Source organism: Saccharothrix saharensis (genome assembly GCF_006716745.1).
Lineage (GTDB): Bacteria > Actinomycetota > Actinomycetes > Mycobacteriales > Pseudonocardiaceae > Actinosynnema > Actinosynnema saharense.
The window spans coordinates 3,906,858-3,922,076 of the sequence record NZ_VFPP01000001.1; the positions used below are offsets into that span (position 1 = coordinate 3,906,858).

Here is a 15,219-nt window from a genome sequence, read left to right on the forward strand (position 1 = left end):
ACAGTCCTTCACCCGACGAGGATCTTGCACCCGGTCGCCCGGTCGGCCAGGGCGTCGAGCACGTCCGGCGACGTCGTCTCCGCGCCGAGCCGCACCGTCTTGTTGGTGCCGTGGTAGTCGCTGGACCCCGTGGTCAGCAGGCCGAGCTCCCCGGCCAGGCCGCGCAGCCGCGCCCGCGTCCCCGCGTCGTGGTCGGGGTGGTCCACCTCGACGCCGGCCAGCCCCAGGTCGGCGAGGTCGGCCACCACCTGGTCGGTGACGATCGGGCCCCGGGAGGTGGCGAACGGGTGCGCGAGGACCGTCACACCGCCCGCCTCGGTGATCATCTGGATCGCCCGCGCCACGGGCGTGTCGGTGCGCGGCACGTAGTACCGGCCACCGGTCAGGTACTTGGCGAACGCCTCGTCCACGGTCGACACGACACCGGCCCGGATCAACGCCATGGCGAGGTGGGGTCGTCCGGCCGGCGCGTCGGCGGGCATGGCCGCCATCAGCTCGTCGGGGTCGATGGGGAACCCGTCATCGACCATCCGCTCGGCCATCCGGCGCAGCCGGTGCCGTCGTTCCAGGCGCAGCCTGAGCTGCTCCTCGACCAGCGCGGGCGAGGTGTGGTCGTACAGGTAGGCGAGCAGGTGGACGGTGATGACCCGGCCCCGGCCGTCGTCGGACGCGCAGGACAGCTCGGCGCCGCGCACCAGCTTCAAGCCGGGTGGCAGCGCGGCGGCCGCCTCCGCCCAGCCGGCAGCGGTGTCGTGGTCGGTGAGCGCGACCGCGGTCAAGCCGGTGGCGGCCGCGGCCGCCACCAACTCCGCGGGCGTGTCGGTGCCGTCGGACTCGGTCGAGTGGGTGTGCAGGTCGATGCGCACCCCGCCAGTCTCCCCCACGGCCGGGTCGGACCTACGGCACCATCTTCTTGCCGCGCGCCGCCCGCTGCGCCTTGATCATCGAGAAGCGCTCCGCCTGGGCCTTCTTGTCACCGAAGGTCAACTCCGAGATGGCGTCGTAGACCTCCTCGGGGTTGGGCAGGTACTCGATCCGGTTGAGGGCCTGGATCTGACCCGCCGACTCGACCACCAGCGTCCCGAAGCCGAACATGCGCCCGAGCACCGAGCGCTCGTAGGTCAGGTCGGTGACCTTGCTGATCGGCATCATCGCGACCTTGGTCTCGAAGACCCCGGACGAGATCATGAACCTCTTGTCGGTGACGACGATCCGCTCCACCCACCACTCCATGACGAAGTAGGCCAGCCTGAGCAGCACGAACAGCGAGGCGTACCAGAGGATGTTCTGGATGATGCCCGCGTTGTCGGGCAGCAGGTACGAGATCATCATCGCGCCGGCCAGCAGCGCGCCGGCCTCGAGGAGATCCCAGAGCAGACTGCTCCAGTGCCTGCGGACCCGGATGACCCGACGCTCCGTGGGGAGCAGGTACTCGTCGGGGTCCCGTGGTGCGAACATGCTTCGACCTCTCGCCGTGGTGGGAGGAGCCGGTCGACTCAGAACAATTGTTTCACGAAGGTGATGAGCGCCTCAGCGGCTTCCCGCAGCGTGCCCAGGATGTTCTGCACCAGCTGAGCCGCCTGCTGCGGCTCCGCGATGAGGAAGAACAGGAGCAAGCCGACCCCGGCGAAAGTGAGAATCTTCTTCAGATTCACGGTGATCAACCCCGTTCGCTACCGCACCCGTTTGGCGCCAGTGAAAACCGTTGTACCGCACTCCGCGACACGTCGGGAGATTTGTACCGCACTTGGGTCAGCGTCCTGCACCGCCAACCCGGTGTGACTACGGTAGGTGACCGTTACGGCCGAACGGGAGTCCCGGATCCGCCGCGTCAGCGCCATCGCGCCCGACTCGAACGGGCGACTGCTGCCCGTCCGCAGGCGCAATCCGCCAGGTGAGGGACTATGGTCGCGACCGCGCGGCCGAGCCGGGCCGGGCGAATCCGACGAGACCGCATTAGTGCGGGAACCGCGCGCGCACCCGAGACTCTCCGTGACCACCGGGGCGTCGACCGGCAGCGTCACCCGTCCGGCGCCAGGCGGTGCGCACGGGTTCCACGACGCGCCTGCCAGGTGCGATCCGGCGTCCTCCGACCGGGCCGGGACGCGGTGGACGCGCGGTGGGCCGAAGCTGCGATCTTGGCCACACTCCCACTGGACGAGAAGGTGCGAGGAACCCTCGCCCGATGGGGTCAGGCTCCCCCGTTCGTGATCGACATCCCCCGGTCAGGGGAGCCACACCAACCGCTGGCCGTGCGGCGCGGTCTTCGCCAAGGCCTGCGCCGAGCGCACCTCGCCGCCCTCGAACCGGACCAGGCCCACCACGCCGAACGCCGGCTCGTCGGGTCCGGGCCGCAGGTCGTCCCGTCCCGGCAGCACGTGCGCGAGCCCCGCCGCGTACTCCTCGTGGCTCAACCACCACACCGGCCGGCCGAGGTCGCGCACCGCGGCCACGAACTCCTCCCCCGCCAGGTACGGCAGGACGTTGCTGGTCAGCACCACCAGCGGCAGGTCGGCGGGCACCCGGTCGGCGGCCTTGCCCAGGTCGGCCACCGCGTCGCCGACCACGAACTCCGGCGGCGACTTGCGCTGCACGGTCGCGGCCACGCCGAACAGCCGCAGCCGCTCCGGCTGGTCGGCCCAGACGCACGCCTCCAGCCACGCGTAGGTGTCCTCGTCGGTCAGGTCGGCGGGCGCCCGGTCCAACCCCACCTTCGCCGCGACCTTCACCGTTTTGGGGATCTTCGGCAGCTCCGCGCCGGGCGCCTGCTCCAGCGCGCAGTGCAGCCCGAGCGCCGCCTTGGCGGGCCCGGCGACGAGCTGCCCGGCCTGCTGGGTCTGGTAGCGGTAGCCGTACTGGTCCAGGCCGAGCAGCAGGCCCGCCGAGCAGCCGACCTCCAGCAGCCCCACGGGTCCCTTGACCTTCGCCAGGGCCGGGTAGAGCAGGGTGGCCCGCCGCACCTCGTTGGTCTGCACGGTCCGGGTGGCGACCAGCTCGCGCACCCGGTCGGCCCGCTGGAGCACGAACTCCCGGAACAGCCGCCACGTGCCCTCGTCCGCGCCGTACGTGCCGCCCAGGGACGGGTAGTAGTTCGACAGCTCGTGGAACGGCTCCGCCTGCACCAGCCGGTGCGCCGCCGCCAGGAGCAGGGTCGCGTGCGCGAACCGCTCCGGGGCGGCGGTGAGCAGGCCGGCGACCTCCGGATCGTCGGCGGCGCGCGCGGCCAGGTGCTCGTACAGCGGCGAGACGCCGTGCGCCTCGCTGCGCGCGAACCGGGCCAGTCGTTGCCGCACCAGATCCAGCGAGGTCACGTCACTCCTTGGGTTCGGGCCTGCCCGGCTGCTCGCCGCCGCGCGCCTCGCCGTAGGAGCGCTTGGGCACCATGACCTTCCGGCGGAACACGCAGACGACCGTTCCATCCTGTTTGTACCCGCGGGTCTCGACGTAGACCACGCCCCGGTCGTCCTTGGACTTCGACGGCGTCTTGTCCAGCACCTCGGTCTCACCGTAGATGGTGTCGCCGTGGAACGTCGGCTTGACGTGCCGCAGCGACTCCACCTCCAGGTTGGCGATGGCCTTGCCGGAGACGTCGGGCACCGACATGCCCAGCAGCAGCGAGTAGACGTAGTTGCCGACCACGACGTTCTTGCCGAAGTCGGTCGTCTCCGCCGCGTAGTGCGCGTCCATGTGCAGCGGGTGGTGGTTCATGGTCAGCAGGCAGAACAGGTGGTCGTCGTACTCGGTGACCGTCTTCCCGGGCCAGTGCTTGTAGACCGCGCCGACCTCGAACTCCTCGTAGTAACGCCCGAACTGCACCGCACGCCTCCGTTGGCCGGCTACCAGTGTGAGGTCGGTGTGATCGAGGACCACGCCGACCGGGACGACAGTGTGAGCACCGGGGGAGTACCCTCGGCAACCGGTCTGTGAGCGACTACACCGCCGCGACCACTCGACCCGAGGAGGTGAGGACTACCGATGAGTAACGACCCCCATCCTGCGAGTACCTCGCGCGTCCTCATCGGGGAGCCTGCCGTCAACGGGTAGGCCCAGCGGTACCGGTCGGGGACGTGCCGTCGTCGTTCGTCGAAGTCGACGCCCCCCACTGGAGGACCTCGTGCCCAGCTTGCCCTCGCTCGGCGGCCTGAGAGGCCGCGGGCAGGACCCACGCCCCTCGGTGCCCATCCCGGTGCCGCTGTCGGCGTACGTCGTGGACTGCGGCGTGTACGTCGACGGCGCCCGCCTGCCCGGCCGCTGGTCGCACGTCGACGCGGTCGAGGAGGTGCGCCGGCGCGGCGACGGGTTCGTCTGGATCGGGCTGCACGAGCCGGACGAGGAGCAGATCCAGGGCGTCGCGGACACGTTCGGGCTGCACGAGCTGGCCGTCGAGGACGCCGTGCACGCGCACCAGCGGCCCAAGCTCGAGCGCTACGACAACATGCTGTTCATGGTGCTCAAGACGGTCCGGTACATCCAGAACTCGTCGCCCGACACCGCCAACGAGATCGTCGAGAGCGGCGAGATCATGGTCTTCCTGGGCCGCGACTTCGTGGTGACGGTCCGGCACGGCAACCACTCGGGGCTGGCGGCGGTGCGGCGGCAGCTCGAGGCCGAGCCGGAGCGGTTGAGCTCCGGGCCCGCCGCGGTGCTGTACTCGATCGCCGACCACGTGGTCGACAACTACCTCGACGTGACCGACCACATCGAGGACGACATCGACCAGATGGAGGCGCTGGTCTTCCAGCCGCGCAGCCGGGTCAGCGCCGACCAGATCTACCTGATGAAGCGCGAGGTGCTGGAGCTGCGCCGGGCGGTGATGCCGCTGGCCGTGCCGCTGCGGCGGTTGGCGGAGGGCTACACGCCGCTGGTCCCCGAGCAGGTGCGCTCCTACTTCCGCGACGTGGACGACCACCTCACCGAGGTGTCGGAGCGCGTGATGAACTTCGACGAGCTGCTGACCACGCTGGTCAACGCCGTGCTGGCGAAGATCACGCTCCAGCAGAACTCGGACATGCGCAAGCTCGCCGCGTGGGTGGCGATCATCTCCGTGCCGACCATGGTGGTCGGCGTGTACGGCATGAACTTCGACTTCATGCCGGAGCTGCACTGGCGCTACGGCTACCCCATGGTGATCGCCGTGATCCTCGTGGTCTGCCTGACGCTGTACCGAATATTCCGCCGGAACGAGTGGCTCTGAGTTCGTCCACCTGCCCTTCCTCCGGCGACGGGATGTTCCGACATGACCAGGATGTTCACCAACCCGCGGTTCTGGGTGCTCACGTTCCTGATCGGCTGGCTCACCACGGTGACCCTGCTGATCGCGAACGGCGCCTGACCCGCTGCCCGGGCTCAGTTCCAGGGTGCGGTGTCCCACGTGAACGGGATGCCGTGCCCCGCACCCGTGCCCAGGCGCAGCGAGACGCCGGCCGGCCACAGCTTCAGCAGCAGCCGGAACTCGTACGCGGCCCCCGTGTGGGTGCGCCTCGGCTCGTAGACCAGCAGCGCCAGCGGCGCCATCGGGGTGGCCCGGGAGGCGGCGTCGGCGAGGATCGCGCGGCCCATGGCGCGGTCGGCCGGTGACGCGTACTGCCAGACGACCGAGTGCCAGACGACGGTCAGCACGTCGCGCTCCGGCCGGGCGAGCTGCTCGGCCAGCCACTCCGGGCCGGTCGCCGGCCGCACCGGGACGGGGTCGAGCCTGGCCAGCTCCACGGCGGCCCGCAGGCGGTCGAAGCGGTCGACCTGGTCGGCCCACACGAACGACGACAGGTGCAGCCGCCCGTCCTCTGTGGACACGTCGACCGGGTTGGGGTCGCAGCCCGCGCGCCGCACCAGGCGCAGGTTGTGGCGCAGGTCGACCGGTGGCCGGCCGGTCCAGCGCGGGTCGAGGGCGAACGGGCTGCCCGGGTCGCCGAACACCTCGCCGTCCACCCGGTAGGCGATGCGGTGCGGGCGCAGGTTCAGCCCGCCGGACGCGCCGACCTCCAGCAGCCGGATCGGGAACGCGGTCCGGCGGCCGGCCTCGGCGGCGGCCAGGTGGGTGGCGGTCTGGAGGCCGCCGAACAGGGGCGCGCTGCGGCCCGGCTCGTTGGTCTGCACGACGGTGGTCGTGACCAGGGCGCGCAGCTCCTCGGTGTGCTCGTGCAGCACGGTCAGCGCGTCGTCCCACAGGGTGTCCAGGTCGGGCCGACCGCCCGCGGTCGGGTAGTGCTTGGCCAGGGTCGGCGCGCGACCCTCCAGCACGAGCCGGTGCAGCGCGCCCGCGAACCGCAGGCCGGGCACGGTGCCGTGGCGGTCGCACTCGGCGCCCGCCATCACCCGCGCGGTGACGCCGCCGCGGGCCAGGTCGTCCGCCGCCGCCACCAGCAGGGTGCGGGTGAGCGGGCTGTGGACTTCGCAGGCGCGGGACGCGTCGAGGAACAGCTCGGCGAGCACCCTGTGACGTTAACCCGATTTCCCTTGTGCGGCAGGGGGACGACCGCGTTGTTCACCCTTTCACCGGCGAGGTGTCGCCGACGGCGGCAGCGCTTAGGCTCGTCGGGTGCCGAGGGTGCTCGCGGTGGCGGACGAGGTGGTCGAGTCGTGCTGGACCGACCGGGTGCGCCGGCACGGCGTCGACCTGGTCCTCGCCGCCGGTGACCTGCCGTTCGACTACCTGGAGTTCCTGGCGACCGCCCTGGACCGGCCGTGCGTGTTCGTGCCGGGCAACCACGACCCGGACCTGACCGGGTACACCTCCGTGCGGGGCCTGTGGACGAAGGCGGGCCTGCCGGCGCGCTGGCCGGGCCCGGTGGGCGGGGTGAACGCCGACGAGCGGGTGGTGGACGTCGCCGGGCTGCGGATCGCCGGGCTGGGCGGGTCCGTCCGCTACAGCGGCGGGCCGAACCAGTGGACCGAGCGGCAGCAGGCGCGGCGGCTGCGCCGGGTGCTGCGGGCGGCCCGGTGGCGGCGGTGGCGCGACGGGCGCGGCGTGGACGTGCTGCTGACCCACTCGCCGCCGCGGGGCTGCGGCGACGAGCCGGACCCGCCGCACCGCGGGTTCGAGTGCCTGCACGAGGCCGTGCGGCGGCTGCGGCCCCCGGTCATGCTGCACGGGCACATCCACCCGCACGGCTCGGTCAGGCCCGACCGGGTGCTGGGCCCGACGCGGGTGGTGAACGTGGTGGGTTACCGGGTGTTGGACCTCCCGGCGTCCTGAGGAGGAGTGTGCGGTGCCCCGTGACACGGGTTTCCCGCGGGCCGACGCGGAGAACGACTTCCTGCGCGCGCGCCGTCGCCAGGTGATGTCGCGGTTGGCGGCTCGGCTGCGCCGCGAGCCCGACGACGTGAACATCATGCTGCCGTTCCACGAGGTCGTGGAGGCGCTGGGGATGCTCAGCGAGCGGCGGCTCGGGCTGCGGACGGTCCGGTTGGACTCGATCGTCGGCAGCGTGGACCGGACCCGGGACTTCGACCGGCGGTTCCGGCCGACGTCGGCGCGGGTGCGGGAGCGGTGGCAGCGGCTGGCGCTGGCGCAGCGGCGGGGCGAGCCGGTGCCGCCGATCGAGGTGTACCGGGTCGGTGACCTGCACTTCGTCCAGGACGGGCACCACCGGGTGTCGGTCGCGCACGCGCTGGGGCTGGAGGTGATCGACGCGTACGTGACGGAGGTCGTGACGCGCATCCCGGCGCACGGCATCCGGCACCGCGGCGACCTGATCGTGAAGGACTACCGGCGGCTGTTCCTGGAACGGGTGCCGCTGGGCGGTGAGGCGCAGGCGGCCGTGGTGCTGTCGGACCCGTGGGACTACGCCGAGCTGGGCGAGCACGTGGAGGCGTGGGGTTTCCGGCTGATGCAGGACGAGGGCGTGTTCCTGGACCGCGTCACGGTCGCCCGGCGGTGGTACGCCGAGGAGTACCAGCCGGTGGTGGACCTGCTGCGGCAGGCGGACCTGGTCGGCGACCGCACCGAGACCGAGGCCTACACGTGGGTGGCGGCCGAGCGGTACCGGCTGATCCGCACGCACCGGTGGGACGCCGACGTGTTCTCGGCGCTGCGCGCGCGCCGCTAGCGCTGCCGCTCCAGCCGGGGCAGCGGCCGGGCCTGGTCCATCACCCGGTCGGTGTAGGTGTCGAGCAGGCGGGTCGCGACCTGCTGGCCGTACCCGAGGATCACGGCCCACAGCAGCAGTGCGGCCTGGGAGGCCACGCCGATGAGGCCGGTCGTGACGCCCGCGCCGAGGCCGAGGATGCCGACCACCGCGAGCGCCGCGCCGAGCAGCACCTTGATCAGCGCCTGGTAGCCGACCATCACGTACGGCGAGAGGCTGGGTCGGCGGCGCAGGAGCAGCACGACGGCCGAGAGGACCGCGCCGAACGCGCCGAACACCTGGGACAGCCACACGTCCGCGCCGGTCGCCGACTTGCCCGCCGGGCACACCGTCGGCAGCTTCTCCGCGCTCACGCACATCGGGATCAGGCCGGGCTTGATCAGGCCGATGACGCCGAGCGCGGTGTTGACCACGAACAGCACCACGGAGGTGGCGATCAGCTTGTTGCGCAGCGCCCGCGACCCGGCGTGCGCGAAGTCGGAGGCGTCGAACGCGGCCCGCAGCGCGTCGACCACGATCTCCCGCTCGATGGCGAGGGGGAACTCGCCGGGCCGCAGCTCCTCCAGCGCGACGCGGCGCGGGTCGTCCTCGTCCAGGTTCTCCGCGACCCTGGCCCGCAGCCCCGGCAGCCGGCCGAGGAACCCGTTGCCGGCGGCCACGACCGCGATCTCGGCCTCGTGCAGCGACCGCCACGCGCGCTCGATGTGCCAGCCCGACCACCACGACGCGACCGTCCGCCACCGCGACTCGACGCGCGTGATCATGTCCTCGACCGTGGCGGCCTCCTGCTCGGCCACCGCGCGCCACTGGTCGCTCTCCGGGTCGAGCGGGTCCGGCGGCCCGAGCGCGGCGAGGTCGGCGCGCACGCGGTCCAGCCGCGACTGCACCACCAGCCGCCAGTCCGTGACCCGGGGAGCGCGCGTGCCCACGTCCAGCATCGTCGCAGGAAGACCCACCGATCAGGCGATCACCCGAAGGTGTGATCACCGCGGTGGGGGCGGTTGAGGGGCGGGCAAACAGGTGAACCTGGTGGCAGAGCGGGGAAGCGCCGGCCCGAAAGGCGCTTCCCCTGCTCCTCCACCGGCTTCCGGCTGCGCGGTGACCGTCACGGTTCGGCCACCAGCGTGTCCGGGAACTCGACGACGACGGACACCACTTCGGCGAGCGTCGGCGGCAGCCGGTGGCCGTCACCACCCAGTCGTTGTTCGAACGCCCGGCACGCCTTCTCGCGCTGCTCCGCCGAACCGCCGATCAGTTCCCCGGTGGGCCGCCCTTCCCGGCGCGCCCGGTTCTGCGAGTCGAGGTGGGCCCGCCCGCCGGGACCCTCCCGGGTGGGGCGGCTCATCCGGATGTCACCACGTCGACCGCGGTCCTCATCGGCCCTGACGCCCCCGACCGACGCGCCGACTCCGGCAGCTGCCCCGGCCGGGCCGAAGGCCGCCCGAGGCAGCGGCGGAGGGCGACGACGAGACGCAGCAGACGATCGCGCCCGGTGCAGGCCCAGGCGCAACGCCGTGCCGGTGGTGCACGTGGGCGGGAGGTCGGGCAGTCGACGCGTGGACAACAGTGCCACAGGGGTGCACCTTGCCCGCGACGCTTCTGTCCACGTCCGGCTCAGGCCGTGCGGCCGGGTTCGACCAGCTCGCGCAGGCGCGGCGGCATGCGCTTCTCCAGGCCGAACGGTTCCAGGTGCGCTTGCAGGACGCCGTCGAACGCCCGCTTCACCGACGCGGTGTCCCAGGCGTCGCTCTCCAGGATCGGCTGCTTGAAGTACGGGTGGCCGACCAGGTGGAGCTGCCGGCCGTTGCACCGGACGATCTGGCCGGTGATGCCGTCGGCCGCGTCGCTGAGCAGGAACAGCACCAGGGGCGCGACCTTGCCGGGGGTGCGGTCGGCGGGGATGGCCCGCAGGGACCGCTCCGACTTCCACACCATCCGGGTGTGCGCGACCGGGCAGACGGCGTTGACCCGGATGTTGTCCGCCTCCAGGTCCAGGGCCCACGACGAGCTGAGCGACGCCACCGCGCCTTTCGTGGCCGAGTACGTGCCGAGTTTGCGCTGACCCAGGAACGCCCCTGACGAAATGTTCACGATCGAGCCGTGGCCCTGCTCGCGCATCACGCGCATGGCCGCCATTCCGGTGTATATGACACCCAGGAGGTTGACCTCGACGATCCGCCGGATCGATTCCGGCTCGTCCTCCCACGGCAGCGCCTCGTAGTTGAGCCCGGCGTTGTTCACCAGGCCGTCGATCCGGCCGAACTCGGCCACGCACATTCCCACGATCTTCTCGGCCTCGCTCGGGTCGGCCACCGTCGCCGTGCTCGCCACCGCGCGCCCGCCGTACGAACGGATGTGCTCCGCGACCTGTTCGGCCTGGTCAGCGTCGACGTCGTTGACCACGACCGCCGCGCCGGCCTGCGCCGCGTGCATGGCGTAGGCCTCGCCCAACCCCCGACCCGCCCCGGTGATCACGACCGCTTTGCCGTCAAGAATCCCCATCTCGCGCTCTTCTCTGTGCTCGGCGGACTCCCCTGCCCCGGCCCTTTACGGCCGAGGTCGTCCCCGCCTTCGACCAGGGTGGGGACCGGCGGGAGTTCGGGCGCGACAATTGCGACGAGGTGCGCGTTTGCTGCGCTGAATGGCCTATGGAGTTCGTCCCTGCCGATGACCCGGGCTGGTCGGTAACTCCCCGTGACCTGGGCAAAGCCTCCGTTTGGCCTTACCCGAAAGTGTGAAAGGCCGTCCCCGCGGAAACGGGGACGGCCTCCGGCGCGGCAGGTCGGCCGCGGTGGGTCAGCCTCGGTAGGTCAGGTTGCGGCCGCTGCCCGGGTCGAACAGCTGCACCTTGTCGGCGTCGAACCAGATGTCGGCGGGCTCGCCCTCCACCGCGGTGGACGTGGCGGCGATCCGGGCGACCAGCGACACCCCGCCGCCCGGCACGTCGGCGGACCCCGCGTCGGCGGCGAGCTCGGCCAGCTCCGCCGACGTCGCCTGCTCACCCTCCAGGGTGAAGTAGGCGAACTTGTCCGAGCCCATCGACTCCAGCACGTCCACGTGGTCGGTGAACGTGACGCCCTTCGCGCGGACGGCGTCGTCCACCAGCCGGGCGTCCTCGAAGTGCTCCGGTCGCAGGCCCATGATCACCTCACGGGGCGCGTCGGCGCCTTCCAGCAGGCCGCGCACCCGGTCGGTGAGCGGCACGTCCCCGAGCGCGGAGCGCAGCACGCCGTTCTCCAGCGCGGCGGGCACGAAGTTCATCGCGGGCGAGCCGATGAACCCGGCGACGAACAGGTTGGCCGGGTTGTCGTAGAGGAACTGCGGCGCGCCGATCTGCTGCACCGCGCCGCCGCGCATCACCACGACCCGGTCGCCGAGGGTCATCGCCTCGGTCTGGTCGTGCGTGACGTACACGGTGGTGGTGCCGAGCTGCTTCTGCAACCGCGACACCGAGGTGCGCATCTGCACGCGCAGCTTGGCGTCGAGGTTCGACAGCGGCTCGTCCATCAGGAACGCCTTGGGGTTGCGCACGATCGCGCGCCCCATCGCCACCCGCTGCCGCTGCCCGCCGGACAGGTTCGACGGCTTGCGGTCCAGGTGCTGGGTCAGGTCCAGGATCTGCGCGGCCTCGCGGACCTTCTTCTCCACCGTGGCGTCGTCCACCTTGGCCAGCCGCAGCGGGAAGGCCATGTTCTCCTTCACCGTCATGTGCGGGTACAGGGCGTAGGACTGGAACACCATGGCGATGTCGCGGTCCTTGGGCGCCCGCTCGTTGACCCGCTCGCCGCCGATGCGCAGCTCGCCGGACGTGATGTCCTCCAGGCCCGCGATCATGTTCAGGGTCGTGGACTTCCCGCAGCCGGACGGGCCGACCAGGATGATGAACTCGCCGTCGGCGATCTCGATGTCCACGTCCCGCACGGCCACCGCGCCGTCGGGGTACTGCTTGGTCACGCTGTCCAGGACGATCTCGGCCATTGCTTCACCCCTTGACGGCGCCGGAGGTCAACCCGGCGACGATCCGACGCTGGAAGAACAACACGAACAGGATGATCGGGACGGTGATCACCACGGCGGCCGCGGCGATCGACCCCGTCGGGTCCTCGAACTGCGAGCCGCCGGTGAAGAACGACAGCGCGACCGGCACCGTGCGGGACCGCTCGGTGGAGGTCAGCGAGATCGCGAACAGGAAGTCGTTCCAGCAGAAGATGAACACCAGGATCGCGGTGGTGAACACGCCGGGCGCGGCCAGCGGCGCGATGACCCGGCGGAACGCCTGGCCGGGCGTCGCGCCGTCCATCTTCGCCGCCTTCTCCAGCTCCCACGGGATCTCGCGGAAGAACGCCGACAGCGTGTAGATCGCCAGCGGCAGCGCGAACGTGATGTAGGGCAGGATCAGGCCGGGCCAGGTGTCGAACAGCCCGAGCGTCCGCTCGATCTCGAACAGCGGCGACACCAGCGAGATCTGCGGGAACATCGCGATCAGCAGCGACACCCCGACCAGCAGCCGCTTGCCGGGGAAGTCGAGCCGGGCGATGGCGTAGGCGGCCATCGTGCCGAACACGACCGCGACCGCCGTGGCGATCAGCGCGATGCCGATCGAGTTCACCAGCGCGCGGACGAACTCCGTCGTGGAGAAGATCGCCTTGTAGTTGTCGAACGTCCAGGCGCGCGGGATGAAGTTGCCGTCGGCCAGGGTCTCCTTGGTCTTGAACGACAGCGACACGATCCACAGCACCGGGATCAGCGCGTACGCCACGACCAGGACGTTGAGGACGGTCCAGCGCGCCTTGCGGGCCGTGGTCACCGCTCCGCCGATGCCCGCCATCAGCGCCTCCCCCCGCCGTCGCCGCCGGGAGCGGCGGTGCCGAACAGCTTCACGAACACGAACGCGATGATCGCCACCGCGATGAAGATCAGCACCGACATGGTCGAGCCGATGCCCAGGTTCAGGCCCTTGATCAGGTTGTTGTAGGTCAGCATCGACACCGACGACGTGCCCTGCGAGCCCGCCGTGAGCACGAACAGGTTGTCGAAGATGCGGAACGCGTCGAGCGTGCGGAACAGCAGCGCCACCAGGATCGCGGGCTTCATCACCGGCACCATCACCTTGGTGAACCGCTGCCACGCGCTCGCGCCGTCCATCGCGGCGGCCTTGAGCAGGTCGTCGGGCACCAGCGCCAGGCCCGCCATCAGCAGCAGCGCCATGAACGGCGTGGTCTTCCAGATCTCGGCCAGCGTCACCACCATGATCGCCGGGATCTTCTCGGTGAGCACCGGGTCGCCGCCCGCGACCGTCTCGGCCAGGTAGCCGGTGCCGGGCGTCCAGGCGTAGCGCCAGGAGAACGCGGCCACCACCGTGACGATGCCGTACGGGATGAGCGTGGACGTGCGCACGATGCCGCGGCCCACCAGCGTGCGGTGCATGATCAGCGCGAGCGCCATGCCCAGCACCAGCTCGACCGCCACGGACACCACCGTGATCAGCACCGTCACCCACATGGCGTTCCACCAGTAGGGGTTGGTCAGGACGGTGACGTAGTTGTCCAGGCCGACGAACTCGGTGCGGTCCGGGAACTTCAGGTCGTAGCGCTGCAACGACAGCCACAGCGAGTACAGGATCGGCCAGCCCGCGACCGCGGCCATGATGAGGATCGCGGGCGCGCACAGCAGCAGGCCGAGCCGCCGTTCGGCTTTCTTGCCCTCGCTGAGCGCGGCCTTGGCCTTCGGCGACAACGCGGGCTCGGCGGTTTCGTCGGAGGTCTTCAGCGCGTGGCTCACGGCAGCACCCCCTTGGAGTCGAGCGCGTCCTGCAACTCGGCGCGCAGCCGCTCGGCCGTGCGCTGCGGGTCGATGTTCGCGGGCGGCGACAGGATTGTGGAGATGACGGTGGAGACGTTCTGGTAGGCGGGGGTGCGCGGCCGGACGCTCGCGTTCTTCAGCGTCTCCAGGATCGCGTCCTTCATCGGGTACGGCTCGGCCATCTCCGGGTCGTCGTAGACGGCCTCGATGGTCGGCGGCACGCCGTCGTTGATGGCGGCGAACTTCTGGTTCTCCGCGCTGCGCAGGCAGAGCACGGCGTCGAACGACTCGTCCGGGTGCCGGGAGAAGGAGCTGACCCCGTAGTTGATGCCGCCGACGGTGACGTTCGCGGCGCCCCCGTCGATCGACGGGTAGGGCGCCCACTTGAGGTTCGGGGCGAGGGACTCCACCTTCTGCGCGGCGGCGTAGACGTACGGCCAGTTGAGCATGAACGCCGCCTTGCCGCCCTCCATGGCCAGGCGCGCGTCGTCCTCGACCGCGTTGGAGAAGGAGGGGTCGACCACGTCGGAGGTGGCGAACTCCTTGAGCACCTCCAGCGCCTTGACCGCGCCGTCGTCGACCACGGCCCTGGTGCCGTCCTCGTCGAGGATGTGGCCGCCCGCGGTGCTCACCAGGGTGTTGTAGAGCACGACCAGGCCCTCGTACTGCTTGCCGGTCGCCTGCACCAGGCCCGGGGTCTTGTCGTTGCCGTCGGCTTCGAGGCGGGAACCGATGTCGATCATCTCGTCCCACGTCTTCGGCGGCTGCACCCCCAGGCCTTCCAGGAGGTCTTCGCGGTACCAGAGGAGCTGGACGTTCGTGTTGTCCGGCGCGCCGTACAGCTTGCCCTCGTACCGGGCGGTCTCCAGCGGCGTCTCCAGCGTGCCGTCCTCGACCTCGGACTTGGCCCGGCCGGTGAACTCCTTGATCCAACCCGCCTTGGCCAGCTCGGCGGTCCACGTGACGTCGAGGGCCAGCACGTCCATGCCGTCGTCCTCGGCGGCGAGCCGGCGGACCAGCTGCTCGCGCTGGCCGTCCGCCTCGCGGGGCAGCTTGTGGTAGACGATCTCGTAGCCGTCGGCCTGGTCGTTGCAGCGGTCGACGATCTTCTGGAAGTTCTCCTGCGGGTACTTGTAGACGTTGATGGTGATCCCGCCGTCACCCGAACCACAGCCCGCCAGCACGGACGTCGCGATCAGCGCGGCGCTCCCCGCGGCGGCCAACCGATGACCCTTGCCCCTCATCGGTCCTGCCTCCTTCCCGACAACGGAGGAGCCAGACCGCAGCGCCCGGCACCTCGTCGTGCCCACCGGCCGACTGGGCCGACCGG

17 protein-coding genes are annotated in these 15,219 nt (G+C 71.0%); 4 read left to right on the forward strand and 13 right to left on the reverse strand.

All coding sequences use genetic code 11. The annotated features are described in order from the left end of the window. Positions 1-8: 8 nt before the first annotated feature. Genes FHX81_RS16765 through FHX81_RS40570 form a run of 3 tightly spaced genes read right to left on the reverse strand, consistent with a single transcriptional unit; the run spans position 9 to position 1,655 of the window. Positions 9-866, reverse strand: a complete 858-nt coding sequence (locus tag FHX81_RS16765; protein WP_211363499.1) for a PHP domain-containing protein — start codon at positions 864-866, stop codon at positions 9-11. A gap of 31 nt (positions 867-897) precedes the next feature. Continuing rightward, a complete protein-coding gene (locus FHX81_RS16770; protein WP_073896001.1) occupies positions 898-1,458 on the reverse strand; it encodes a PH domain-containing protein in 561 nt (186 codons plus the stop codon). 38 nt (positions 1,459-1,496) lie between these two features. Then, the gene (locus tag FHX81_RS40570; RefSeq protein ID WP_170211632.1) at positions 1,497-1,655 is read right to left on the reverse strand and encodes a hypothetical protein; all 159 of its coding nucleotides are present in this window, start codon (positions 1,653-1,655) and stop codon (positions 1,497-1,499) included. Between the two features lie 136 nt (positions 1,656-1,791). On the opposite strand from FHX81_RS40570, the gene FHX81_RS43000 reads away from it, so the two are divergent. Beyond that, a complete protein-coding gene (locus tag FHX81_RS43000; RefSeq protein ID WP_170232075.1) occupies positions 1,792-2,211 on the forward strand; it encodes an NUDIX domain-containing protein in 420 nt (139 codons plus the stop codon). A gap of 14 nt (positions 2,212-2,225) precedes the next feature. On the opposite strand, the gene FHX81_RS16775 is transcribed toward FHX81_RS43000, so the two are convergent. Together FHX81_RS16775 and FHX81_RS16780 are read right to left on the reverse strand one after the other, a co-directional pair. Continuing rightward, positions 2,226-3,311 carry a DUF2332 domain-containing protein gene (locus FHX81_RS16775; protein WP_246107848.1) on the reverse strand — a complete coding sequence of 362 codons (1,086 nt, stop codon included), beginning with the start codon at positions 3,309-3,311 and terminating at the stop codon, positions 2,226-2,228. 1 nt (position 3,312) lies between these two features. Continuing rightward, positions 3,313-3,816, reverse strand: a complete 504-nt coding sequence (locus FHX81_RS16780) for a MaoC family dehydratase (protein WP_141979061.1) — start codon at positions 3,814-3,816, stop codon at positions 3,313-3,315. A gap of 298 nt (positions 3,817-4,114) precedes the next feature. Here FHX81_RS16780 and corA point away from each other — a divergent pair, with 298 nt between their 5' ends. Next, positions 4,115-5,194: a magnesium/cobalt transporter CorA gene (corA, locus tag FHX81_RS16785; RefSeq protein ID WP_141979062.1), complete on the forward strand. Its 1,080-nt coding sequence runs from the start codon at positions 4,115-4,117 to the stop codon at positions 5,192-5,194. 152 nt (positions 5,195-5,346) lie between these two features. Here corA and FHX81_RS16790 read toward each other — a convergent pair whose 3' ends face one another. After that, positions 5,347-6,432, reverse strand: coding sequence for a DUF2332 domain-containing protein (locus FHX81_RS16790; protein WP_141979063.1), 1,086 nt, complete (start codon positions 6,430-6,432; stop codon positions 5,347-5,349). A gap of 106 nt (positions 6,433-6,538) precedes the next feature. Between FHX81_RS16790 and FHX81_RS16795 the strand changes: the two genes are divergently transcribed. Continuing rightward, positions 6,539-7,195 carry a metallophosphoesterase family protein gene (locus tag FHX81_RS16795; protein WP_141979064.1) on the forward strand — a complete coding sequence of 219 codons (657 nt, stop codon included), beginning with the start codon at positions 6,539-6,541 and terminating at the stop codon, positions 7,193-7,195. A 13-nt stretch (positions 7,196-7,208) separates the two neighbouring features. Then, positions 7,209-8,048 (forward strand): chromosome partitioning protein ParB, encoded by an 840-nt coding sequence (locus tag FHX81_RS16800; protein ID WP_141979065.1) that lies wholly within the window; start codon positions 7,209-7,211, stop codon positions 8,046-8,048. Here the strand turns inward: FHX81_RS16800 and FHX81_RS16805 are convergent. From FHX81_RS16805 to FHX81_RS16835, 7 genes are all read right to left on the reverse strand, one after another. After that, positions 8,045-9,016, reverse strand: a complete 972-nt coding sequence (locus FHX81_RS16805; protein WP_246107849.1) for a hypothetical protein — start codon at positions 9,014-9,016, stop codon at positions 8,045-8,047. The two genes, FHX81_RS16800 and FHX81_RS16805, sit on opposite strands and share 4 nt — an antisense overlap. Before the next feature lie 176 nt (positions 9,017-9,192). Next, the gene (locus tag FHX81_RS16810; protein WP_141979066.1) at positions 9,193-9,432 is read right to left on the reverse strand and encodes a hypothetical protein; all 240 of its coding nucleotides are present in this window, start codon (positions 9,430-9,432) and stop codon (positions 9,193-9,195) included. A 269-nt stretch (positions 9,433-9,701) separates the two neighbouring features. Further along, positions 9,702-10,589: an SDR family NAD(P)-dependent oxidoreductase gene (locus FHX81_RS16815; protein WP_141979067.1), complete on the reverse strand. Its 888-nt coding sequence runs from the start codon at positions 10,587-10,589 to the stop codon at positions 9,702-9,704. A 294-nt stretch (positions 10,590-10,883) separates the two neighbouring features. After that, entirely contained in the window at positions 10,884-12,065 is a 1,182-nt protein-coding gene (locus FHX81_RS16820) for an ABC transporter ATP-binding protein (RefSeq protein WP_141979068.1), read from the reverse strand. Between the two features lie 4 nt (positions 12,066-12,069). Further along, positions 12,070-12,915 (reverse strand): carbohydrate ABC transporter permease, encoded by an 846-nt coding sequence (locus FHX81_RS16825; RefSeq protein ID WP_141979069.1) that lies wholly within the window; start codon positions 12,913-12,915, stop codon positions 12,070-12,072. Continuing rightward, positions 12,915-13,868 carry a carbohydrate ABC transporter permease gene (locus tag FHX81_RS16830; RefSeq protein WP_425473826.1) on the reverse strand — a complete coding sequence of 318 codons (954 nt, stop codon included), beginning with the start codon at positions 13,866-13,868 and terminating at the stop codon, positions 12,915-12,917. The genes FHX81_RS16825 and FHX81_RS16830 overlap by 1 nt, the downstream gene beginning before the upstream one ends. Further along, positions 13,865-15,133 (reverse strand): ABC transporter substrate-binding protein, encoded by a 1,269-nt coding sequence (locus tag FHX81_RS16835; RefSeq protein WP_141979070.1) that lies wholly within the window; start codon positions 15,131-15,133, stop codon positions 13,865-13,867. The genes FHX81_RS16830 and FHX81_RS16835 overlap by 4 nt, the downstream gene beginning before the upstream one ends. Positions 15,134-15,219 lie beyond the last annotated feature (86 nt).